Consider the following 24,715-nt stretch of genomic DNA (forward strand, 5'->3'; position numbering starts at 1 on the left):
GCGCCGTGAACAAAGTCTATCGTCTGGTCTTCAACCGCACGTTGGGTGTCATGCAGGTTGCGTCCGAACTGGTCAGCGCTGCCCAGGGGGGCGTCGATCACCGCGGCGGCCGGACGGTCGGTACCCTGCAGCCGATCAGCTTCGCGCTGTGGCTGGTGCTGGGATGGGTGGGACTGGTGCAGCCGCTGTCCGCACAGCAGGCGCCAACTGACCCGGGCCGGATTGCCGCCGACCCGGGCGCACCGGCCAACCAGCGCCCGACCGTGGTCACTTCGGCCAATGGCACGCCGCAGGTGAACATCACCACGCCCAGTGCGGGCGGGGTGTCGCGCAATACCTACCAGCAGTTCGACGTTGGCCAGCAGGGTGTCATCCTCAACAACTCGCGCGGCGACGTGCAGACCCAGCTCGGCGGCTGGGTTCAGGGCAATCCGTGGTTGGCGACCGGCACCGCACGCGTCATCCTCAACGAGGTCAACAGCAGCAATCCCAGCCACCTCAACGGCTATGTGGAGGTGGCCGGGGCCCGGGCGCAGGTGGTCATCGCCAATCCGGCCGGCATCCAGGTCAATGGTGCCGGCTTCCTCAACGCCAGCCGTGTCACTCTGACCACCGGCACCCCGATCGTCAGCAATGGCGTGCTGGAGGGCTATCGCGTGGAAGGAGGCAGCATTGGTGTCGGTGGCGCCGGCCTGGATACCAGCCGCGCCGACTACACCGACATCATCACGCGCTCCCTGCAGGTCAACGCCGGCATCTGGGCCAACCAGCTGCAGGCCAGCCTGGGCAGCAACGTGGTCAGTGCCGATCACAGCAGCGTGCAGGTGCAGCCCGCTGCCACCGCAGCACCGGTATTCGCATTGGACGTGGGCGCGCTCGGTGGCATGTACGCCAACCGCATCTGGCTGGTCGGCAACGAGCATGGCGTCGGCGTGCGCAATGCCGGCAAGATCGGTGCACAGGCTGGCGAGCTGGTGGTCACCGCCGATGGCCGGCTGCAGAACATCGGCGCAATGCATGCGCAGCAGGACCTGCGCATCGATGCCAGCGGTGGCATCGCCAATGCCGGCACGCTCAGTGCCGAGCGCGAGCTGCGCCTGCAGACCCCCCAGGATGCCGACAACAGTGGCGGCACGCTCAACGCGCGTCGCATCGAAGTGAACGCCGATGCGCTGCGCAACCGCGGCGGCAGCATCGAACAGCTTGGCACGCAGGTGCTTCAGCTGCAGGCCGCCGACCTCAGCAATCTGCAGGGCCGCATCGGCAATGTGGCCAGTACGTCGCCGGGTAGCGGCAATGGTGACGGCAGCGGTACCACTCCAGGAACGGGCACGCCAGGCACCGGCACGCCAGGTACGGGTACGCCAGGTACGGGTACGCCGGGCACTGGTGGTACCGCACCGGTCACGCCGCCGCTGGCAGCCGGTCTGCTCAACATTGCCGGAACACTGAACAACGACGGCGGTCGCATTGAAGCCACCGGCGATCTGCAGCTCAGCGCCCGCAACAGCCTGGACAACAGCGACGGTACGTTGGGCGCGAGCAGCCTGCAGGTGCAGGGACAGGCGCTGCGCAATGCCCGTGGCACGCTGCAGGTGCAGGGGCCGGCCAGCGCGCAGGTGCTGCAGCTGGACAACAGCAGCGGACGCATGACGTTCGCGCGTGGCTTTGAACTGCAGGCGCAATCGGTGTCGAACCGCGGCGGCAGCCTTGCCCACGGCGGCAATGCCGACACGAACTGGACGATCGGCCGGCTCGACAACAGCGAAGGCAGCATCTCCAGCAATGCCGCGCGACTTGGCCTCGATGTCGGCACCGTGATCAACACGCGGGGCAGCATCAACCACGCCGGCAGTGACGGACTGCTGCTGCGTGCGCAGGTACTGGAGGGCACACAGGGCAGCATTGCGACCGCTGGTGCGGCCAACCTGCTGCTGGGCCGCGCCGACCACCGCGGTGCGCAGCTGGTCGCCCGCCAGCTTGAGCTGACTGCACAGGACTTCGACAACCGTGGCGGGCGCGTGCTGTCCACCGGGCAGCAGGCCAGTACGCTCAACGTCCGCGATCATCTGGACAACAGCGACGGCGGCCTGCTGGCCAGCAATGCCGACCTGCAGATCGACGCAGCATCCTTCGGCAATGCCGCCGGCACCGTGCAGCAGGCGGGCACCGGCAACCTGCGCATCACCACCGCCAGCCTGCAGGGCCCGGGCGGCACCGTTCTCAGCAATGGCACCCTGCAGCTGCACGGCGATACCCTGAACCTGCGCAACGGCACCACCGCCGCGCAGCGCATCGATGTGCGCGCTGGCGACCTGACCACCGCCGGTGGCATGCTGACCTCGACGGGCAGCGACGCGCTGCAGCTGCAGGTATCGCGCACCCTGGACAACAGCGGCGGCACCGTTGGCGCCAATGGTGCGCTGGACATCAACGGCGGCATCCTCATCAACGACGGCGGCAAACTGATCGCCGCAGGCACCGGCACCAGTCGCATCCATGCCCGCCAACAGATGCAGAACCAGCGCGGTCTGCTGTCCGCCAACGGCGACCTGGAGATCAACGCCGATGGCCTGCTGAATGAGGGCGGCAGCATCGACCACGCTGGCACCGGCACGCTGCAGATCGATGCGACTACCCTGCAGGGGCCTGGCGGCAGCATCGCCAGCAACGGCCAGCTGCAGTTGAGCGGGCAGCAGCTGGACCTGCAGAAGGGCAGCACCCGCGCCCGTGACCTGAAGATCACGGCCACGGGCTTGGACACCAGCGGCGGCAGCCTGCTGGCATTGGGCAACAACGCGATGCAACTGCAGGTGCAGGGCCTGCTGCGCAACGACGGTGGCAGCATCAGCGCCAATGGCGCGCAGCACGTCCAGGCGGGCGCGCTGTCCAACCGCGGCGGCGCGCTCAACTCGGCGGGTACGGCGGCTTCGGAGATCCGGGTCGACGGCACGCTCGACAACAGCGGCGGCAGCATCGCCAGCAATGCGGCCAATCTGCAGCTGAAGAGCGGCGCGCTGGTCAATGCCAACGGTGCCCTCAGCCATGCGGGCAGCGCCGGCCTGGTCATCGACACCGGGCGCCTGGATGGGGCGAAGGGACAGATCGCCACTGCCGGTGCCCTGCAGCTCACGGCGGCCGAGGTCGACCACCAGGGCGCGTCGCTGGCTGCCGCGCAGCTGGATATCACGGCGACCGGGTTGGACAACCGCGGCGGGCGCATCATCGCCACCGGTACCGGGGGCAATACCCTGCGCGTGCAGGGCACGCTGGACAACGGTAATGGCGGCACCCTCGCCAGCAATGGCAACCTCGACATCCACGTGCGCACCTTCGGCAATGCCGGCGGAACCGTGCAGCAGGCCGGTTCCGGCAGCCTGGCCATCGCCACGCAGGACCTGGCCGGCGCCGGTGGCACCCTGCTCAGCAACGGTTCGCTGGACCTGCAGGGCGGCACCCTCGATCTGCGCGACGGCACCACGACGGCGCAACGCATCAGCATCGACGGCGACAGCGTGATCACCGCGGGCGGCAAGCTGAGCGCGCTTGGCACCCAGGCGCTGCAGCTGCAGGCCCGTAGCCTGCTCGACAATACCGGCGGAACGTTGGGCAGCAATGGCGCCATCAACGTGCGTGCAGGGCGCTTCGTCAACGACCACGGCACGCTGATTGCAGCGGGTGAAGCAGCCTCTGCGATCCGGGCCGCACGGCTGGAGAACCGCAACGGCTCGATCTCTGCCAACGGCAACCTGCACATCGAGGCGGAAGCACTGTCGGGCCAAGGCGGCAGCATCGGTGCTGCCCGCGCACTGGCTCTGCAGGGAGGGTCGCTGGACCTCCGCGGCGGCAGCGTGGCGGCCGAGCAGCTCGACATCGTGGCTGACAGCCTGGACAACAGTGCCGGTGCGCTGCGCGCTACTGGCAGCGGGACGCTGGCGCTGCAGGTCAGCGGTCGCCTGGCCAACGACGCGGGCACCATCGCCAGCAACGGTGCCCAGCACATTGAAGCCGGCGAGCTTTCCAACCGTGGTGGCACCCTCAGTTCGGCAGGCAGCGCCTCTACTGAACTGCGCGTCGATGGCCTGCTCGACAACAGCAACGGCCTGCTCGCCAGCAATGGCGCCACGTTGAAGATCGACGCGGGCCGCATGGCCAACGTGAAGGGCACGCTCAGCCATGCCGGCACGCAGGGCCTGCTGCTGCATACCGGGCAACTGGATGGTCAGGGCGGCACCATCGCCAGCGCAGGCGGCATCACCCTGCAGGCGGGCAGCGCGGATCATCGCGGTGCCACCCTGCAGGCCGAGCGCATCGCACTGGACGTACAGTCCTTCGACAACCGGGCCGGCAAGGTCATCGCGACCGGTGCCGAAGGCAGCACGATCGACGTGGTCGGCACGCTGGACAACGGCGAGGGCGGCCTGCTGGCCAGCAACGGCGACCTCGGCATCCAGGCGGCGGTGTTCGGCAATGCCGGCGGCACCGTGCAGCACGCCGGCGAAGGCGCTCTGTCGATCGACGCCGGCACGCTCAACGGCACCGGCGGCAGGCTGGTCAGCAATGGCAGCCTGTTGCTCAAGGGCACCACCACCGACCTGCGGGCAGGTGTCACCTCCTCCAAGCGCATCGAGATCGACACCGGCTCCCTGATCACCGCCGGCGGCACGCTCACCGCCACCGGCAATGACATGCTGCGGCTGAGCGCGCGCGAACGCGTCGACAACAGCGGCGGTACCGTGTCCAGCAACGGCGGGCTGGATCTGCGTAGTGCCGCGCTGTTCAACGCGGGCGGCACGTTGCAGTCCGCGGGTACAGCGGCCAGTCAGCTGATCATCGGCCAGGACATCAACAACCGCGGCGGCCGCATCCTGGCCAATGGTGGGCTTGGCATCAGCTCCGGCAGCATCGACAATCAGGGTGGCACGCTGCACAGCGCCGCACGGCTGGTGGTCAAGGCCGACGGCCTGCTCGACAACAGCAACAAGGGTGTCATCGCCAGCGGCGCGGGCATGCAGGTGGCGGCTGCGGCGCTGGACAACCGCAGCGGCAGCATCGAGCAGGCGGGTGACGGCCTGCTGCAGATCGATGCCACCACGCTGCAGGGCCACGGCGGGCGCATCGTCAGCAACGGCGAGCTGCAACTGAAGGGTGAGACGCTGGATCTCAGCGCAGGCACCACCGCCGCGCAGCAGGTCAGCGTCGAGGCCGGCCAGCTGGACAACACGGGCGGTACGCTGAACGCCACCGGCCACCAGACGATGGCGCTGCAGGTGCGCGGGGCGCTGGGTAATGACGGCGGCACGATCGCCGCCAACGGAGCGCAGCAGATCAGCGCCGGTTCGCTGTCGAACGTGGGTGGCACGTTGAGCTCGGCAGGTACGACCGATACCCGGATCAACGTCGCCGGCCGCTTCGACAACAGTCGTGGCACCCTGGCCAGCAATGCCGGCAACCTTCGCCTGGACGCGGTGCAGCTGCTCAACGTGGCTGGCAGCATTGTCCATGCAGGCAAGGGCACGTTGACCATACAGGCCAACCAGCTGGACGGGGCCGGCGGAAGCATTGCCACGGCGGGCGCATTGCAGCTGGATGCAGTGACCGTGGACCATCGCGGCGCCACGCTCAGTGCCGATCACTTCAATATCGATTCCGACCGCTTTGACAACCAGAACGGCAAGCTGCTGGCGACGGGCACGCAGGCCAGCCGCGTGCAGGCCACCACGTCACTGGACAACGGCGGGACAGGCCAGATCGCCAGCAACGGCGACCTGACCCTCACCACCGCACAGTTCGGCAATGCCGGCGGCACCGTGCAGCAGGCTGGATCGGGCACGTTGGCCATCAACGCGCACATCTTGAATGGCCAGGATGGCAAGCTGCTCAGCAATGGCGCCGTGCAATTGACGGGCGAAACCACCGATCTGCGCAATGGAACGCTGGCCGCTGCGCGCATCGCCGTGGGGACGGGCACGCTGTTGAATGCGGGTGGTTCGATCATCGCTTCGGGCACCGATGTACTGAATGTGTACGCACGCGACCGCCTGGACAATACCGGTGGCACGCTTGCCGGCAATGGCACGCTGGATCTGCGCAGCGCGCACCTGCTCAACAACCAGGGCACGATCCAGGCCGCCGGCAGCGGCAGCAGCACCCTGGCGATCAACCAGGCACTGGAAAATCGCGGCGGTCGCATCCTGACCACAGGCGATGCGGGCATCAGCGTGGGCACGCTCGACAATCGCGGCGGCACCGTGCACAGCGATGGCAGCAGCGCATTGACCGTACGCGTGGACGGCCTGCTCGACAACAGCGACAAGGGCACCCTGTCCGCTGGAGGCGCGCTGCAGGCCGAGGCGCAGGCCGTCAACAACAGTGGCGGTACCGTGGCTGCGGGGCAGGATCTGCACCTGACCAGCACCGATCTGCTGCGCAACGGCGGTGGGCTGCTCCAGGCCGGCAAGCACCTGCAGGTCTCGGCCGGCGGTCTGAACAACAACAGTGGCCGGATCATCGCCAACGACCTGCAGCTGGATACCCACGGCCAGGCGCTGGACAACCGCATCGGCATCATTGCCAGCCTCTCCGGAGATGCAGCGCTGCGCAGTGGTGCGCTGGACAACACCGGTGGCCTGCTGCAGTCGGCGGCGGCGCTCAGCATCGACACCTCCGGACAGCGGCTGACCAATGCCGCCTCCAATGGCAACGGCATCGTCAGCAGCGGCGCGCTGCAGATCCGCAGTGGCGATCTGGATAATCGAGGCGGCTCGGTGTTCGCCAAGGCCGGCGCCGATGTACAGGCCATCAACATCGACAACGGCGGCGGTGGCTCGCTGGTGAGTGCCGCCGACCTGCTGCTGCGGGCGCAGCAGCTGGCAAACAGCGGTGGCAACGTGACCGCCGGTGGCAGTGCCGACATCGGCTTGCAGGGCGCCCTGCTCAACAGCGGTGGCCTGCTGGCAGCGACCGGCCGCCTTGACCTGCACGCAGGTTACGTCGACAACCGCAACACGCTCAGCCAGGGCAATGGTCCTGCACTGGGGTTGCAGGGCAAGAACCTGCAGGTGACCACCAGCAACCTGGACAACCAGAACGGCCAGGTGCTGGCCGACGACCTGCTGCTGCAGGTGAACCAGCGCCTGGACAACAGCGGTGGCCAGATCTCGGCGGCCCTGACCTCCGATGTGCGCGCCGATACGCTGGTCAACAGTGGCGGCACGCTGGTGGCCGGCAGGCAGCAGACCCTCCGTACCCGCGAGATCGTCGGTGACGGCAAGCTGATGTCGCAGGGTGACATGACCCTGGAACTGGGCCAGAGCCACACCAACCGTGGTGAGATGGTAGCCAACGGCACGCTCAGCCTGTCCGTGCAGGGCAATCTGGATAACAGCGGCAAGCTGGCCGGCGCCAACGTCAGCATCCATGCCGGCAACATCACCAATGCGACCACCGGCGAGATCAGCAGCATCGGGCTGACGCGTCTGGATACCAGCGGTGCACTGGTCAACTACGGGCTGCTGGACGGCAACGTCACCCATATCACGGCCGGCAACATCGACAACATCGGCAGCGGCCGCATCTACGGCGACCGCATCGCCATCCAGGCCGGCGCTCTCAACAACCTGGCGGCCAACATCGGTGGTGTGGCTCGGGCCGGCACCATCGCCGCACGCCAGCGCCTGGACCTGGGCGTTGGCACACTGACCAACAGCGGCAAGAGCCTGATCTTCAGCGACGGCGATGCCGCCATCGGCGGCGCACTGAACGGGCTGGGAGTGGTTGGTAGTGCGCAGAAGGTGGACAACCTCGGTTCCACGATCGAGGTCAGCGGCAACCTGGACCTGTCCGCGCTGGCGGTGAACAACATCCGCGACAACGTAGTTGTGGAGAAGGTCACCACCGTGCATGCGCCGGTCAGGCTGGAGCAACCCGGCTGGTTCAAGAACGGCAACAACACCAATCGCGATTTCCGCACCACCTCGAACTACCAGCCGTACGAGATCTACTATCTCAATCCGGCCGACATCCTTGAAGACACGCCGTATGTCACCCCGGATGGCCAGCAGATCCGCAAGGCGGTCATCCGGTTGACCAGCAACACCAGCGCCTACGCGTTCGCGCGTGGCGGCGTGCACGGCGCGCGCGCCTCGCGCGAACGCCTGAACGTGCAGGATGGCACGGTCACGATCTACTACATCGGCCGTGCCGACAACCGCAACAACCCCGACCAGCTGGGCGCGGGTGCGGAGGATCCGTTCCGCGATCTGAGCACGCGCGGCGCGGGCGCACCGCCGATGGAGTACGTGACCGACACGCTCAACTACAACGCCGCCTACGGCACCTGCACCACTACCTGCGTGCAGCTCATCACCTATCCGGACTACGACAATCCCGACGCGATGCTGATCAACATGCAGCGTCACACGCAGGAGACCAGCGGCAACGAGAAGACCCGCATCGCCACCCGTACCACGGTGGAAGACGTGGTGGTCTCGGCGGGCGACAACGCCGTGATCAATGCCGGCGGCAACATGCGGATCAGCACCGATCGGCTGGAGAACCGCTTCGCCAACATCGCCGCGGGTCGTGATCTGGCCATCGTCGGCCTGAACCGCGATCAGTCCGAGGTGATCAACGCAGCCGAGCAGCTGACCCGCACCAGCACCTTCGACAACGTGTCCATCACCTACGGTGGCTCTTCCAGTCGCTGGAAGGCCGCCCCCATCACTGAAAAGACCGGTGCGCTGGGCTCGGCGATCACTGCGGGCGGCAAGCTCACCATCGATGTCGGCAACCTGCGCAACGACAACACCGGTGGCAGCAACCCCAACGCCGGCGGTGGCAAGGGCACGGCGCAGCTGGATACCGGCGGCCATGGCGCGGGCTCCGTGGGTCCAGGGGCTGGCAGCGTGCAGGGCCCTGGCCAGAGCGTGGCCCAGGGTGCGGGTAGCGTGGACGAACAGGGGCCCGGTACGGCCGGCGCTGCGCATGGTGCCAGCGGCAGCCAACAGCAGGCGGTGGCCAAGGCCGAAGGTACGCGGGCGGACACGGCCGGCGTGCAGGGTCCCGGCCAGGCCGGCAATGCCGGCACCGGTGCCGGCACGGCGCAGGACATCAGTGCGGCACAGGCCGGGCAGGCCAACGCCAACGGTCCGGCAGCGGTCCGAACCGGGGAGCATGCCGGCAGTGGTGGCAATGGCGCCGTGGACGGCAAGCAGGCCACCACGACGACCGGTTCTGACCCGCGCGTGGTGGTGACCACCAGCCCGAATGCCAGTGCGCCCACCGCCAGCCTGTTCAATGTGGACGCCAACCGTGGCAACCACATCGTGGAAACTGACCCACGCTTTGCCAGCTACCGCGATTGGCTCAGTTCGGATTACCTGCTGCAACGCGCAGGCTTCGAACCCTCGCAGACGCAGAAGCGCCTGGGCGATGGCTTCTACGAGCAGAAGCTGGTGCGCGAGCAGATCGGTGAGCTCACCGGGCGCCGCTTCCTTACCGGCCATGCAAGTGATGAGGATCAGTACCGCGCCCTGCTGGAAGCCGGTGCTACGGTCGCCAGTGAATGGGGCCTGCGACCGGGCGTGGGGCTGACCGCCGAACAGATGGCGCGACTGACCAGCGACATCGTCTGGCTGGTGGAAAAGGACGTCACCCTGGCCGATGGCTCGGTGGTCCGCGCCTTGGTCCCGCAGGTCTACCTGCGGGTGATGCCGGGCGACCTCGGCAACGATGGCGCCTTGCTGGCCGGCGCGGAGGTGGACGTCAAGCTGCGCGGTGACCTGGTCAACAGCGGCACCATTGCCGGCCGCAGGCTGGTCAGCATCGATGCCGGCAACATCCGCAACCTGGCCGGCGGCCAGATCAGTGGCGAGCAGGTGGGCCTGTCGGCGCGGCAGGACATCGACATCATCGGCAGTACCGTGAAGGCCACCGATGCGCTGGCACTGAAGGCCGGCGGCAACATCACCGTGGTTTCGACCACGTCCGAATGGAAGGACCAGGGCGATCGCCTGTCGCAGCAGAAGACCACGCTCGATCGCGTGGCCGGCCTGTATGTCACCAACCCCAATGGCGACGGCGTGCTGTCGGTGGTGGCCGGCGGCGACATCGGCCTCAAGGCGGCGGAGATCCGCAACGCCGGCAAGAATGGCATCACCCAGCTGGTTGCCGGTGGCAACCTCGACCTCGGTGCGCAGACGCTGGGCCAAAGCACCGCGCTGAACCACGACAGTCGCAACCACACCAGCAACAGCCAGACCACGCATGCGGTGTCTTCAGTTGAAGGTGCTGGCGACGTAGTGCTGGCCGCAGGCAAGGACATCACCCTGGCCGCAACCCGCATCAGCGCTGGCGGTGGCCTGGCCCTGCAGGCCGGTGGAGACATCAACAGCCAGGTGCTGGTGGACAGCCGCAGCAGCGACTTCAATGCCGGTGGCAAGCGCAGCTCGCTGCAGATCAACCAGAGTGATGAGACCGTGCGCGGCAGCCAGCTGCTGGCTGGCGACAACATGGTGCTGAGGGCAAACCGGGACATCAATCTGACCGCTACCCAGGCCATCAGCTCGGATGGCACGTTGAGTGTGACCGCCGGTCGCGACGTCAACCTGCTCTCGGCCAGCGAGACGCATGACTTCAGCCTGGACAGCTACGAGAAGAAAAAGAAGACGTTGTCGAGTACCACCACCACCCGCCATGCCGAAAGCAGCGACAGCTATGCCATCGGCACCGGCCTGGCAGGACAGCATGTCAACGTCACCGCCGGCCGCGATCTGACCGCGGTGGGGGCGGTGATCGATGCCACGGACAATGTGATACTCGGTGCCGGCAACAACGTTCTGATCACCTCCGCCGAAGACCATCACAGCAGCGAGTCCAGCCAGAGCAGGAAGAAGTCCGGCTTCACCGGGGGCTTCTCCAATGGCACTGCTTCGATCGGTTACGGCAGCTCGAAGAACAGCAGCAGCACTGCCGAGCAGTCGACCACCCAGGTCGGCTCGGCGATTGCTTCGCGCGAAGGCAACGTGCTGATCAACGCGGGCAACCAGCTGACCATCGCCGCCTCGGACGTGGCGGCCGACAAGGACCTGACCCTGGTCGGCAAGGACATCAACCTGATTGCCCGCCAGGACACGGTAGACACCCAGGCCAGCCAGTCGAGCAAGTCCAGCGGATTCTCGGTGGGCGTCACCTACGATCCCGCCAAGGCCTACCGCACCGCACGCGACAACGCGACCCAAGGCATGGCAGACAGCGGGACGATGATGGGCCGGATCACGCGCACCGCCGAGGGCGTGTCGGCCGGCGTGTCGGCGGCCGTGCTGCCGGCGATCACGGCCGGCAGCCAGCGCTCGAACAGCAACCAGAGCCACTCCACCAGTGATGCCCGGGTCAGTCAGCTCAGTGCGGGGGGCAACCTCTCACTCATTGCCAACGGTGGTTCCATCACCAGCCAGGGCGCGCAGATGTCGGCCGAGGGCAACGCTGTCCTGCTGGCCACCAAGGACATCGTCTTCGATGTCGCGCACAACACCGAGCGTAGTGGCAGCGACAGCCGTGGCAAGGGTTGGGGCATCGCCACCAACTCCGCAGGCCTGCCGTTCGGCACCAACAACGCACGCAGCGATGGCGCCGGACAGAGCGACACCATCACCGGTACCCAGCTGTCGGTGGGTGGAGGCGTGCGCATGGCCACCACCGAGGGTGATATCCGCCTGACCGCCGCCAACATCGCGGCCGAGAAAGACGTCAACATCCGCGCTGCGGGTGACCTGACGATCCGTAGCGGGCAGGACACGGTCAGCAATGCCAACCGCTCGGACAGCAAGGCGATCGGCACTGTGCAGATCTCCGATACCGAGAAGTTCTCCGGCTGGCATCGCGAGCAGCATCGCGATGACAGCGCGCAGGTCTCACAGGTGGCCAGCACCGTCGGCAGCCTGGGCGGCAACGTCAACCTCACCGCAGGTGGCAAGTACACGCAGAGCGCCAGCAATGTGGTGGCAGCCAAGGACGTGAACATCACCGCTGCCGAAATCGAGCTGCTGACCGCCGACGAAAGTGGTCACTACTCGCAGAGCGACAAGGACCTGAAGATCGGTGCCTTCGCGCGGGTGAAGTCGCCGTTGATCGATCTGCTCAACAATGTCGACGCCGCCCGAAAGTCCGACGACCGCCTGCAGAAGATGCAGGGCCTCGCCGCTGGTGCCAATGCCTATCAGGCCGCCAGTGCCATCTCCAGCATGGCCGGCAAGGGCGGAGGCGGGGCACTGCTCAGTGCCGAGGCCGGCGTCGGGTTCAAGACCTCCAGCAGCAGTGCTGATGGCAGCAGCCAGGTCTCGCGCGGCTCCACCATCCAGGGTGGCGGCAACGTCAACCTGACCAGCACCCAGGGCGACATCCATGTGGTGCAGGGCACTCTGAGCGCGGGCAACACGCTCAGCCTGGATTCGGCCGGTGACATCCTGCTGGAAGCGGGCAAGGCGCATGTGGCCGACCACAGCAGGAGCAGCAATGCCGGCGCCGAAGTCGGCGTGGGCGTTGCCGTGGGCGCTCAGACCGGTGTCTATGTGTACGCTGAAGCGAGCGTCGGCAGCAGCAAGTCCAATGCCGAAAGCAGCACCTGGCAGAACACCACGCTGACCGGCAAGAACATCTCGATGAAGGCCGAGGGCGATACCACCCTCCGCGGCGCGACTGCCACCGCCGACCGCATCGACGTCAAGACCGGCGGCACACTGACCATCGAGTCGTTGCAGGACATCGCCGAGAGCATGTCGAAGAACAGCCAGGTGGGCGGTCGCGTGCAGGTGTCGTTCGGTACCGCATGGAATGCTGACGGGTATGCCAGTGCGGGCAAGGCCAACGGCAGCTACCAGGGTGTTGGTCAGCAGAGCGGCCTGTTTGCCGGCAATGGCGGGTACCACGTCGATGCAGGTCACGTGAACCTGGTGGGCGGCGCGATTGCCAGCACCAATGCGGGCAACAGTGAACTGACCGCTGATTCGCTGACCTTCACCGACCTGCAGAACCACATGGATTACAAGGCCACGTCGGGCAGCATCAGTGGGGGCTTCGGAAGCAGTGGCAAGGGCCCGACGGACAAGGGCGCGGGAGCGGTTGAGCAGCTGCAGGGCATCGGCAGCAGCATCAAATCCGGAACGTTCGGCAGCGTGGATGGTGTCGCGTTCGGCGGTGGACTGCCGATGCATGAAAGCGGCAGCGACAGCTCAAGCACGCGTGCGACCCTGACCGAGGGAACCATCACCATCGGCGGCAGGAAGACCACGGCGGCCGAGCTTGGTGTCAATACCGATGCAGCTGCGGCACACCGAGCGCTGGAGGCGATGCCTGATGCCAACAAGATGCTGGCCGATCAGCAGGCGATGGCGAATGCAGCAAGCACGGTACTTGCCACCAGCAAGCAGATCGCATCGGACATTGGCAGCTACGGGATCAACAAGATCACCGATGCCTATCTGGAGGGGAAGAGTGCCGCAGAGAAGGAGGCCTTCGCCAAGCTCAGTCCCAAGGACCAGTACACTGCCCTTGCCGGGTTTGACAGCTCCTACCCTGATGCACTTGTCACGCAGCAGAAGTGGGCACCCGACGGCACCTACGGCCGTGCGCTCAACGCGGTCTCCACCGCGCTGGTCGGCAGCGTGGCGGGGCAGGCAGGTAGTCAGGTCATCTCGAACGCACTCGCGCCCTATGCTGCTGAGCTGATTGGAAAGACCTTCGATCCCAACAAGCAGAGCGCCGTCCCCAGTGAGGCGATGCAGATGCTCTCGCACGCGCTTCTGGGCGCGCTGCTTGCGGAGGCGAATGGGGGTTCGGCGGGTACCGGGGCTGCTGCTGCCGGAGGTGGTGAACTGGCGGCCAAATTCCTGGGTGACTACTACGCGCGGCAGAATGGCGGACAGCTGACTCCGGAGCAGGAACAGCAGATCAAGGCATTGGGCCAGGCGGTCGGCGCGATGGCAGGTGGGATTGGTGGAGACGGAGCCATGGGTGCGGCGTTGGGGGCCACCATTGCCAAGAACTCTGTCGAGAACAACTATCTGAATCATGCCGAGCGCATGCAGTTCCTGGACGCCATGCTGAGCTGCATGAAGAGCGGGGAGCGTTGCGGCGAACAGAAGGAGCTGGCGGCGCTTTCGGATGCGCGCAATGCGGCATTGATTGCTGCATGTACCGCGGCTGCCGATTCGCCTGCCTGCCGCGCAGAGCAGTCGAAACTGGGTGACGCCTACTGGTCACTTACCCAGAATGATTCCACCTATCTGCGATGGATCAAGGACAATGGCCTTGATCTGGCCCAGGCGGCACTGACGAAGGGCAATGGTGGCCAGGTCGCCTCCGATCTGCTGACGCATACGTCCTCGCTGGATGCCCGTTACAAGATCACCTGTGCAGCGGCAGGGCGGTGCGATCCATTCACCGCCGGCCTGCTCGCGTTGAATGGGAAGACGCAGGAGGCGGCAGCCAACGCTGCTCTGAATCTGCTGTTCGACAAGGCGGGCACGGGCGCAGGCGTGGTGACCAACGCAGGTGGCATGGTCATGGACATGGCGAAGATGAATGCCATCTACATGTCCATCGAGAGCAGCAAGCAGGCTTGGAATGACTTCCAGCGGATCGGCGAAGTTGGCTACTGGGGTCTGGTCAAGGAGAAGAGTGCCGGCGCCTGGTCGTCCATTTCAGGCTACTTCGGGAACGGTTGGGATGCGGCCAGCTACGAGCTTGGCCTGAACCAGAAATGGAACCTGGCCGATGTGGCAGCAAACGGCTTCACCAAGGGTGACATAGGGCTGGACGTCGCCCTGGCAGTGATCAGCCTGGGTGATGTCACCGCGATGCGTGCGGCAGCGAAGGCCAGGAAGCTGGCGGCGTTGGAGTCAGGTGCCGCCGCAAAGCCGACCCTCAATGTTCAGGAGTTGTTGCCAAATCAGAACACGCGTGTGCTGACGGAATCCGAGGCGCGTGCGCTCGGTGGAGAGAAGAAGGGGCTCATCTACGTCATCGAAAGCCCGCGGGGCAAGCCGGCAGCACGTGATTTCCAGGCCGGGACAAATGGCGCCTTCAGCGACGTGGCGTCCGAAAAGCCTGCCGTTCCGGCGCTTCGCTATACTAATCCCAATGAACGTGGCGTTGACTTCATCAAGTTCGACGGCATCGAGGCGGTCGGAAATGAGAAAATTCTTCTTATCGATGCGAAAACCAAGCTGGCAATCTGGAGTCCTTCCACCCAGCGGGAGGTTCTTTCGACAATGGGCCGGGTCAGGTCGGCGTTGGAGCAGAATCCAGGATTCAAGGTTGTCTATGAGTTTCCCAACGAGAAGGTTGCGGCTGAAGCTCGCTTCTTCATTCGACAAAATGGTATGGATGATGTGATTTCTGTGAGGACGAGGAATCAGTGAGTACTGAGCGCATAGCAATTTATCTTCAGGCACGGCCTGACAGATCCATCTCGATTGCCGAGAGGCATCTCCATGTCATGGACAGGATGTCGGCAATCCCATGCCCATTGGGATTCCATGGTCTCGAGCTGCCGCCTGTACCCGACTGTGGAGAAGAATTGCTGGCAAGCTATGAGATCAAGACTGGACTGAAAGGTCTGTCAGTCATCGGCACATACGCTTTCAGGGGGCCCGGGTACGAGTACGCGGATGTGGCTGCGTTGGACGAGATCATCCTGTATGGGTTCAGAAGCAGCAACAAGGCAGTGGACTATCCGAGTGTTCTGAGGAATGGCGTCGCTTCTGTTGCCGAGGCGTTCGGTGCGTACAGAGTGAAGGTCACGTACGGGATGTATTCGATGGACTATCAGGACGGTGTGGGCCGGGAGGGGCCAACCCTTGCAGATCTGAAAGCCGCTGGAGTCAAGGATGTCGACGGCAGGAAGAACATCCTGACGATGTACCCTGCCCAGTTCTGGGACGCCCGGCTTTGCAGCGACGCGCTTGGATTCGGACCCGAGGAGGTTTTCTCCCGGCTTGAAGGCAAGGTTGACAAGGTGGAATTGACAGCCAGTGGTGTCTACATTCTCCTGAGTGACAAGGTTGATCTTTCCTATGAGGAATATCTGGAGTTCAATCGCCACGCAAAGGCGCTTTTGGGTTTGCAGTAGTCCAGAGCGTGACAGGATGAACAGGATGATCCGACTCTGCCTGCTGTTGTGCGCTCTGCTGGCCCTGGCGGCCTGCACCGCCACCGCGCCCGTGCAGCACAACCCGCTCGCCACCTGGGTGCCATCACCCAACCAGAACGCGCGCACGCCGGTCATCATCGTCATCCACCACACCGAACAGAAATCGGTGCAGCAGAGCCTGAATACGCTGCGCACCGCCAACAGCGGCGGGCCGGTCAGTGCGCATTACCTGATCGGCGCCGATGGCCATCGCTACCAGCTGGTGGCCGATGAGCGCCGTGCCTGGCATGCAGGGGCCGGCCGCTGGGGCACCATCACCGATCTCAATTCAGCCTCGATCGGCATCGAGCTCGACAACGATGGCCGCAGCCCGTTCAGCGCGGCGCAGATCGAATCGCTGATCGTGCTGCTGCGCGATCTCACCACCCGGTTGAACATTCCGCCGCGCCAGGTGATCGGCCATGCCGACCTGGCGCCGACGCGCAAGCAGGATCCGAGCCGTTTCTTCCCGTGGCAGCAGCTGGCCGAGGCCGGTTTCGGCGTCTGGCCGCGCGCGGCCGACGGGGCTGCGCCGGAAGGCTTCGACGCGTGGAATGCGCTGGCCCGCTTTGGCTATCCGCTGGACAACCGCGACGCCACCGTCGCTGCCTTCCACCGCCGCTTCCGTGGCCGCGACGACCTGCCGAAGACGCTGGATGCTGAAGACGTGCGCATCCTGCACTCGCTGCTGCTGCAGATGCCGTGACCACGCGCATGAACGCTTGACCCCACGCTGGGTTGCCGCCCAGCGGCCGGCCCGCCACCATGGCGGCATGATCGATTCCGCCACCTTCTTCAAGCGCAAGCACTGGACCCTGTTGGCAGCGACCGTGCTCGCCGGCTGCTCCACCACCGCTCCCCGCACCGGATCCGAAGCGCCGACGCCGGTCACGCCGCCTGCGGCCACCTACGCCAAGGCCGCATGGAGCGCATTGCCCCCGGTCTCCGATACCGATCTGCAGGCCGGCTTCATTGCCTGGCGCAGCAGCTGCCCCCGCCTGAAGAACGACGCCGTCTGGGCCAAGCCCTGCGCCACCGCCGCCGCGGTATCAGACAAGGACCCGGCCGCGATCCGCCAGTTCCTGCAACGCGACCTTGATGTCTATGCGCTGCGTGCCGGCGGCCACCAGGCCGACGGGCTGATTACCGGCTACTACGAGCCGATCTACCCCGGCAGCCTCACCCGCACCGACAAGGCGACGGTGCCGGTGTACGGCACGCCCGATGACCTGGTCGTGGTGCAGCTGGACAGCCTCTACCCCGAGTTGAAGGGCAAGCGCCTGCGCGGCCGTGTCGACGGCAAGGTACTCAAGCCGTATGACGACGCCGGCACGATTGCCAGCAAAGGGACCAAGGCCCCGGTGCTGGCCTGGCTGACCGATCCGATGGACCTGCAGCTGCTGCAGATCCAAGGCTCGGGCCGGGTACGCCTGGCTGATGGCACGCAGGTACGGTTGGCCTATGCGGAACAGAATGGTCATCCCTACCGTGCGATCGGGCGCTGGCTGGTCGACCAGGGCCAACTGAAGAAGGAAGACGTCACCATGGACGCGATCCGTGCCTGGGCCCGGGCCAACCCCGCGCGCGTGCCGGAACTGCTGCGCAGCAACCCCAGCTACGTGTTCTTCGTGCGCAACCCGGACAGCCCGGAAGGCCCGCGTGGCTCGTTGAACGTGCCACTCACCGCCGGTTACAGCGTGGCCGTGGACCGCACCGTGGTGCCGCTGGGCAGCCTGCTGTGGCTGTCCACCACCCGCCCGGACGGCACGCCCGTGGTGCGCCCGGTGGCTGCGCAGGACACCGGCGGCGCCATTGCCGGCGAAGTGCGCGCGGACCTGTACTGGGGCAGTGGCGATGCCGCCGGCAAGCTGGCCGGTGACATGAAGCAGAAGGGCAACATCTGGATGCTGTGGCCGAAGGGCGTAGCGCTGCCGCAGTAGGTTGGCAGGGATCTGACCCCCGGATGCCTGATAATGGCGCCATTCCGAACTTTCCGGCCGCACCTGCGGCCAGGACCCCTGCAATGACCTACGCAAAGCACAACGCAAGATCCGGCGCGAAATCCGCCGCCAAGAAGTACTACAAGCACTGGGCCGAATCGGGCCTGGGCAAGGGCAACGTGCTGATGGAAGCGCGTGGCGAGAAGATCGTGCGCCAGGTGGAGATCTACGGCACCAAGATGGTCTGGGCCGACGAGCATGCCCACAGCGACGACCGCTTCCTGCTGGCCGACCAGCCGGTGTCGTTCCTGGATTTCGACGAGGACGACGAAATCTCCGCGCGCGAATTCGAAAGCGCATGGAAGAAGGCCCGGGAAGCCACCGGCTACCCGGTGTAAGCCGCCGCTCCACCCCGCTTTTGTAGCGTCGAGCTTGCTCGACTGCCCTATCCCCCTTGTAGAGTCGAGCCATGCTCGACTGCTGTTTGCCAGGAGCTACGGCAGTCGAGCAAGCTCGACTCTACGGGTCTCGTGCGTGAAATGTTATATGATTACATTTCATCCGCGCCCTTCCATCCCCCATGAAAACCTCCACGCTGGTGGCCGCCCTCGCGACCGCCCCGTTCGCCCCTGAAGCCTTCGCACAGTCCGCCGATGCCGCGCTCACCCTCGGCAAGGTGCAGGTGCACCAGCATGGCGAAGGCCAGTTGAGCGCCCACCAGGTCCTCACCTCGGTGGACGTGCTGGGCGCGGACCAGATCGAAGATCGCAACGTCTCGCACAGCTGGGAACTGCTCGGCCAGATGCCCGGCATCCAGCTCACCGAAACCCGGCAGGGGGCCGAATCGGGCAAGGTCAGCTTCCGCGCCTTCAACGGCGAGGGCTACCTCAACGCCATCAAGACCCTCATCGACGGCATCCCCAGCAACGTCAACAGCGGCAACCAGCGCTTCATCGACATGCTGTTCCCGCTGGAAATCAGCTACATCGAAGTGGTGCGCGGGACCAACGACCCGCGCTACGGCCTGCACAACATCGGCGGCAACGTGAACTTCGGCACGCGCCAGGGCGGCAACTACACCGATGCGCGGCTGGCCTACGGCAGCTACAACACCCGCGACGCGCAGCTGGCTGTGGACCGCGAAGCGGATGGCTTCGCGCAGAACTACTTCGTCGGCACCCAGGCCAGCGATGGCTACCGCGACCACGACACCTCGAAGAAGTACTCGCTGGGTGGCAAATGGTTCTACGGCTCGCTGGACGACGGCATGCGCGTGGGCCTGACCGCGCGCGCGTACCACCACGAAGCCGACGAACCCGGTTTCATGACCGCTGACGAACTGCACGCGCATCGCCGTGGCAGCGACCTGCGCAACGGCAACGATGGCGATGACCGCGACATGCGGCAGATCGCCGCGCACGTGGACCTGAAGCTGTCCGACGCGCTCACCTTCGGCACGCGGCTGTACTACAGCCGCTATGAAGACGACCGCCGCGTGACCTTCAGCGACCTGCCCACCGGCAACCTGCCGCGCCAGCGTCGCGTCTGGGATGAACGCCAGACCGGCCTGCTCAGCACGCTCACGTGGCAGGCCAGCCCCGCGCTTACCGTCGAAGGCGGCCTCAATTACGAGCAGCAGGACAACGGCTACCTCCGCGAACGCTACGCCTACGCCGAGCCCACCGATTTCAGCCAGGCGCCGGCGCGCGTGCAGAACAACGACCGCCACAGTTTCGACAACTGGGGTGCCTACGTGCAGGCCATCTACCAGCCCGCCGAGGCGTGGAAAATCGTGCCGGCCTACCGTATCGACCGGTTCAGTGGCAGCACGCACCCGATGAACGGCGTCAGCGGCCGCCTGCAGGACTACGGCACCATCGGCCAGCCGAAGCTGAGCGTCATCCACAGCCTGGGCGACACCACCCACGTTTACGCCAACTGGGGCCGCACCTTCCAGGTGCTCACCGGTTCCACTGCACCGGCCTACCTCACCCCGGGGCAGGCGCCGGTGCAGCCGTCCACCAACACCGGCATGGAGCTGGGCCTGAAGTTCCAACCGTTCGTGGGCAGCCAGGCGCGCCTGGCGGTGTGGCAGCAGGATGCGGAAAACGAGGTGTCCAACATGCCGGCCACCGGCACTACGGTCACCTTGGGCAAGACCCGCCGGCGCGGCGTGGATGCGCAGTTGAGCCTGCAGCTGGGCGACGACTGGACGGTATGGGCGTCGCACGCCTACCAGGAAGCGAAGATCACCCGCGACGACCGTGACGCCAGTATTTCCCTGCAGGGCCGCGAAGTGGCCGCCACGCCGCGCCATATCAGCAACCTGGGAGTGGACTACCACGCCAGCGACGCGCTGCGCCTCGGTCTGCAGGCGCGTGCCCAGGGCGACTACTACCTTGAGGAGCGCAACGTGGCGGGCAAGTTCGGTGGCTTCGCCGTGCTCGACCTCAGCGCGGCCTACCAGGTCACCCCGCGCTTCAGCGTGGATCTGCAACTGAAGAACGTCACCGGCCGCGAGTACGCCTACGCCTGGTACGACAGCTTCTTCTGGGACAGCGCCCGCCCGATGTTCTCTCCGGCCCCGGCGCGCAGCGTGTTCGTCGGCCTCAACATGAAGCTGTGACCCGTCCACATATCCGGTAGTGGACGAGCTTGTTCGCCCTGCGGCAGGGGTCAGGGCCCTTTCCTGACGGAAACCGACCCGACCCCGAACCCGTGTTTTGCACTACATTGGTGCAATGTCCGACCCCGCACCCCCGCCGTCCCTCGATGCCCTGGGCACGCCGCTGGCCTGGGCCGGCGCCGATGGCTGCATTGCCGGCTGCAATCCGGCCTTTGCCCGCTGGCTGGGCGTCAGCGCGCGACGCCTGCTGGGTCGGCCCTTGGCCGCACTGGAAGTGCAGGGCGAGGCACTGGCCCATTTCCTGGACCGCGATGAGCGCGACAGCCTGCGCCTGAACCGGCTGGCGCTGGCCGTGCCCGGCGAGGCGCCGCGCTTCGCCGAGGGCTGGATGAGCCGCCGCGACGATGGCGGCTGGTTGCTGGAGGCGCACCCGGTCGATGAGTTCCCTGGGCTCGATCCCACCCAGGCCCTGCCCAGCGCGCTCAGCGCGGCGCTGAAGGGGCTGGCCCACGAGCTGCGCAATCCGCTGGCTGGTCTGAAGGGCGCTGCCCAGCTGCTGGCCCGCCGCGCGGCCCAGCGCGATGCCAGCGAACGCGAACTGGTCGAGCTGATCGGCTCGGAGATCGAGCGCCTCAATGGCTTGCTGGACCAGCTGCTGTCGCCGGCCCCGGCCGCGCCGCATGCCGAGCTGAACATCCATGCCGCGCTGGAGCGCGTGCTGCGCCTGGCCGAGAACGAGGCCGGCTGGGCGGTACGCCTGCAGCGCGACTACGACCCCAGCATTCCCGAATTCCACGGCGACGCCGACCGCCTCACCCAGGCGGTCTGGAACCTGGTTCGCAACGCGATCCAGGCCGGCGCCGGCAGCATCACCCTGCGCACCCGCGTGGAGCATGGCGTGCGCATCGCCGAGCAGCTGCACACGCTGGCGCTGCGCCTGGAGATCGCCGACGACGGCCGGGGCGTGCCGGAGGAACTGGCCGAACACCTGTTCCTGCCGCTGGTCAGTGGCCGCGCCGAAGGCACTGGCCTGGGCCTGGCGCTGGCCCAGCAGGTGGCGCGCGAGCATCGCGGCACGCTGACCTACCGCTCGCGCCCGGGCCATACCGTGTTCACCCTGCTGCTGCCGATCGGCAATGGCGCCGCCCCGGCCGAGGAGGTCCCGCGCGATGTCTGACTTCTCCGCTGCCGCACAACGCATCTGGGTGGTCGACGATGACCGCGCCGTGCGCTTCGTGCTGTGCACCGCGCTGCGCGAAGCGGGCTACCAGGTCGTTGATTTCGACAGTGCCGCGTCGGCGTTGCAGGCGCTGGGCGAGGGGCCGCCGCCGGCCCTGCTGTTCACCGACGTGCGCATGCCGGGTGACGACGGCCTGGTGCTGCTGGACAAGCTCAAGGCCGCGCTGCCGCAGCTGCCGGTGGTGGTGATGTCGGCCTACACCGATGTGGCCAGCACCGCCGGCGCGTTCCGCGGCGGCGCGCATGAGTTCCTGTCCAAGCCATTCGACCTGGACGATGCGGTGGCGCTGGCGCAACGCGTGCTGCCGGCGGTGGCACCGGCCATGGCAACGCCCACGCCCGCTGCCGAAACCCCGAGTGACCAGCCACCGCAACTGGTGGGCGATACCCCACCGATGCGCGCGCTGTTCCGTGCCATTGGTCGCCTGGCACAGGCGCCGCTGGCGGTGCTGATCACCGGCGAAACCGGCACCGGCAAGGAGCTGGTGGCCAATGCGCTGCATCGCGAGTCGCCACGCGCGCAGGGTCCGTTCGTCGCGCTCAATACCGCCGCGATCCCGGCCGAACTGCTGGAAAGCGAGTTGTTCGGCCACGAAGCCGGCGCCTTCACCGGTGCGCAGCGCCGCCACATCGGCCGCTTCGAGCAGGCCAACGGCGGCACGCTGTTCCTCGACGAGATCGGTGACATGCCGTTGCCGCTGCAGACCCGCCTGCTGCGCGTGCTGGCCCAGGGCGAGTTCTTCCGTGTCGGTGGCCGCGAGCTGATCCGCGTCGATGTACGCGTGGTCGCCGCCACCCACCAGGACCTGGAAGGGTTGGTCGCACAGGGCAGGTTCCGTGCCGACCTGCTGCACCGCCTGGATGTGGTGCGCCTGCAGCTGCCGCCGCTGCGCGAGCGCCGCGAGGACATCGCGCAGCTGGCCAGCACCTTCCTTGCCGCCGCCGCACGCAAGCTCGATACACCGCCGAAGCGGCTCACCGCCGCCGCGCTGCAGGCGCTGCGCGAGCACGATTGGCCGGGCAACGTGCGCGAGCTGGAGAACGTGTGCTGGCGGATGGCCGCGCTGGCCGCTGCCGACACCATCGGCGTGGCCGATGTCGATACCGCGCTGAACCGTGCACGCGGCCGCCGCAGCAGTACCAACGCAGCCGACCCGGGGCAGTGGGAAGCGCTGCTGGCTGAATGGACACGCCGGCAGCTGGCCGAAGGCGTGGAGGGGCTGCATGCGCAGGTGCGCGAGCGGGTCGACCATGCGTTGCTGGAGGCCGCCCTGCAGATCACCCACGGCCGCCGCGCTGAAGCCGCTGCCCGCCTGGGCCTCGGCCGCAATACCCTGACCCGCAAGCTGGGCGCCGGGCGCCGTCGAGGGAGCCATTGAACGGTCCCTGCACGCGATCCTCGCGCCCGCTTGCCGAACCGTTGATCGTTCATGGACGATGCCGTCCGTAGTGTCATCTGCAAGGAGTCTTTGATGCGTCTGTCCTTTGCCATCCTGCCGTTGTCCGCCGCCGTGCTGCTGTCTGCCTGCGGCAGTGCACCGAAGAAGGCCGAGCCCACCCCGCCGCCGCCGACCGTGGTCAGCGCCGCGAAGCAGGCCGAGGCCAATCTGTCGCCGGCTTCGGCCAGCATCGTCAGTGGCCGCATCGCGCTGATGGTGGAACCCGGCGGCATCCACATCACCGGCCTGATCGGTGGCCTGCAGCCGATGCAGCAGGCCGGTTTCCACATCCACGAGCGCGGCGACTGCAGCGCGGTGGATGCGAGCAGCGCCGGCAACCACTTCAATCCCGGTGGCGCCGCGCATGGCCGCGCCGGCACCGGCAAGCACCACCTGGGCGACATGGATAACCTGCGTGCCGATGCCCAGGGCCGCGCCAACGTCGATATCCACCTCAAGGGGGTTACCCTTGGCGGAGGCGCCGCCACCGATATCGCCGGACGTGCACTGGTCGTGCATGCCAACGCCGACGACTATCGCAGCCAGCCCGCCGGCAATGCCGGCGTCCGCATCGCCTGTGGCGTGATCCGGGTTGTCCGCTGATCACTGCAGGCTTCATCCAGGGAGAGATTGCATGCGTCTGATCCACACTTCGCTGTTTGCCGCCATCGCCGCGCTGGGCCTGGCGGCCTGCGGCCAGCAGCCTGCCGCGCCGCAGGCTGAAACCCCGCCGGCCGCTCCGGCCGAGGGCGCCACCACCGAACCGGCCGCACCCTCCGCCCCGGCGGCCGATGCGTCGGCCACCGCCGAACTGGCGCCGACCCAGGGCAACGGGGCCAAGGGCAGCGTCACCTTCAAGCTGGTCGACGGCAAGGTCCACGTGACCGGCCAGATCACCGGCCTGAAGCCGGGCAGCGAGCACGGCTTCCATATCCATGAGAAGGGCGACTGCAGCGCGCCGGATGGCATGAGCGCCGGCGGCCACTTCAACCCGGGCCACCAGGATCACGGCAATGTCGCCACCGATCCGCACCACGGCGGCGACATGCCCAACATCAAGGCCGACGACAAGGGCGTGGCCACCATCGACGGCCCGGTGTCGAGCAACGTCAACATCGGCAAGGGCGATGACTTCGACATCATCGGCCGCGGCCTGATCGTCCACGCCGACGCGGACGACTACAAGACCCAGCCGACCGGCAATGCCGGCGCGCGCCTGGCGTGTGCGGTGATCCAGAAGGCGCCGTAAGCGCGGTCCTGCCGGAAATGGAAAACGCCGGCG

At 66.6% G+C, this 24,715-nt stretch carries 10 protein-coding genes; all 10 read left to right on the top strand.

Going from position 1 to position 24,715, the window contains the following annotated elements:
• The first annotated feature begins 5 nt into the window (after positions 1-5).
• Positions 6-15,419, top strand: coding sequence for a hemagglutinin repeat-containing protein (locus N7590_RS12550; RefSeq protein WP_279935564.1), 15,414 nt, complete (start codon positions 6-8; stop codon positions 15,417-15,419).
• Positions 15,416-16,129: a hypothetical protein gene (locus N7590_RS12555; RefSeq protein WP_154582869.1), complete on the top strand. Its 714-nt coding sequence runs from the start codon at positions 15,416-15,418 to the stop codon at positions 16,127-16,129. Before N7590_RS12550 ends, N7590_RS12555 begins: the two co-directional genes overlap by 4 nt.
• Before the next feature lie 25 nt (positions 16,130-16,154).
• A complete protein-coding gene (locus N7590_RS12560; protein WP_154582868.1) occupies positions 16,155-16,895 on the top strand; it encodes an N-acetylmuramoyl-L-alanine amidase in 741 nt (246 codons plus the stop codon).
• A gap of 67 nt (positions 16,896-16,962) precedes the next feature.
• Complete coding sequence (locus N7590_RS12565) at positions 16,963-18,129, top strand: MltA domain-containing protein (protein ID WP_164241553.1); 1,167 nt, start codon at positions 16,963-16,965, stop codon at positions 18,127-18,129.
• A gap of 83 nt (positions 18,130-18,212) precedes the next feature.
• Positions 18,213-18,527 carry a hypothetical protein gene (locus tag N7590_RS12570; RefSeq protein WP_008268793.1) on the top strand — a complete coding sequence of 105 codons (315 nt, stop codon included), beginning with the start codon at positions 18,213-18,215 and terminating at the stop codon, positions 18,525-18,527.
• Between the two features lie 182 nt (positions 18,528-18,709).
• The gene (locus tag N7590_RS12575; protein ID WP_164241552.1) at positions 18,710-20,755 is read left to right on the top strand and encodes a TonB-dependent receptor; all 2,046 of its coding nucleotides are present in this window, start codon (positions 18,710-18,712) and stop codon (positions 20,753-20,755) included.
• 115 nt (positions 20,756-20,870) lie between these two features.
• Positions 20,871-21,932, top strand: a complete 1,062-nt coding sequence (locus N7590_RS12580) for an ATP-binding protein (RefSeq protein WP_164241551.1) — start codon at positions 20,871-20,873, stop codon at positions 21,930-21,932.
• Positions 21,925-23,373: a nitrogen regulation protein NR(I) gene (gene ntrC / locus N7590_RS12585; protein ID WP_164241550.1), complete on the top strand. Its 1,449-nt coding sequence runs from the start codon at positions 21,925-21,927 to the stop codon at positions 23,371-23,373. Before N7590_RS12580 ends, ntrC begins: the two co-directional genes overlap by 8 nt.
• A gap of 93 nt (positions 23,374-23,466) precedes the next feature.
• On the top strand, positions 23,467-24,036 hold the full coding sequence (locus N7590_RS12590; protein ID WP_014035519.1) for a superoxide dismutase family protein: 570 nt from the start codon (positions 23,467-23,469) through the stop codon (positions 24,034-24,036).
• A gap of 31 nt (positions 24,037-24,067) precedes the next feature.
• Positions 24,068-24,682: a superoxide dismutase family protein gene (locus N7590_RS12595; RefSeq protein ID WP_053508964.1), complete on the top strand. Its 615-nt coding sequence runs from the start codon at positions 24,068-24,070 to the stop codon at positions 24,680-24,682.
• The last annotated feature ends 33 nt before the right edge of the window (positions 24,683-24,715 follow it).

This window comes from Stenotrophomonas sp. GD04024 (assembly GCF_029837545.1).
GTDB lineage: Bacteria > Pseudomonadota > Gammaproteobacteria > Xanthomonadales > Xanthomonadaceae > Stenotrophomonas > Stenotrophomonas forensis.

Bases quoted from the DNA above. Each gene is read 5' to 3' on its own strand.
- N7590_RS12560 (WP_154582868.1), top strand. From the start codon at position 16,155: ATGATCCGACTCTGCCTGCTGTTGTGCGCTCTGCTGGCCCTGGCGGCC.
- N7590_RS12570 (WP_008268793.1), top strand. From the start codon at position 18,213: ATGACCTACGCAAAGCACAACGCAAGATCCGGCGCGAAATCCGCCGCC.
- ntrC (WP_164241550.1), top strand. From the start codon at position 21,925: ATGTCTGACTTCTCCGCTGCCGCACAACGCATCTGGGTGGTCGACGAT.
- N7590_RS12595 (WP_053508964.1), top strand. From the start codon at position 24,068: ATGCGTCTGATCCACACTTCGCTGTTTGCCGCCATCGCCGCGCTGGGC.
- N7590_RS12575 (WP_164241552.1), top strand. From the start codon at position 18,710: ATGAAAACCTCCACGCTGGTGGCCGCCCTCGCGACCGCCCCGTTCGCC.
- N7590_RS12590 (WP_014035519.1), top strand. From the start codon at position 23,467: ATGCGTCTGTCCTTTGCCATCCTGCCGTTGTCCGCCGCCGTGCTGCTG.
- N7590_RS12565 (WP_164241553.1), top strand. From the start codon at position 16,963: ATGATCGATTCCGCCACCTTCTTCAAGCGCAAGCACTGGACCCTGTTG.
- N7590_RS12580 (WP_164241551.1), top strand. From the start codon at position 20,871: ATGTCCGACCCCGCACCCCCGCCGTCCCTCGATGCCCTGGGCACGCCG.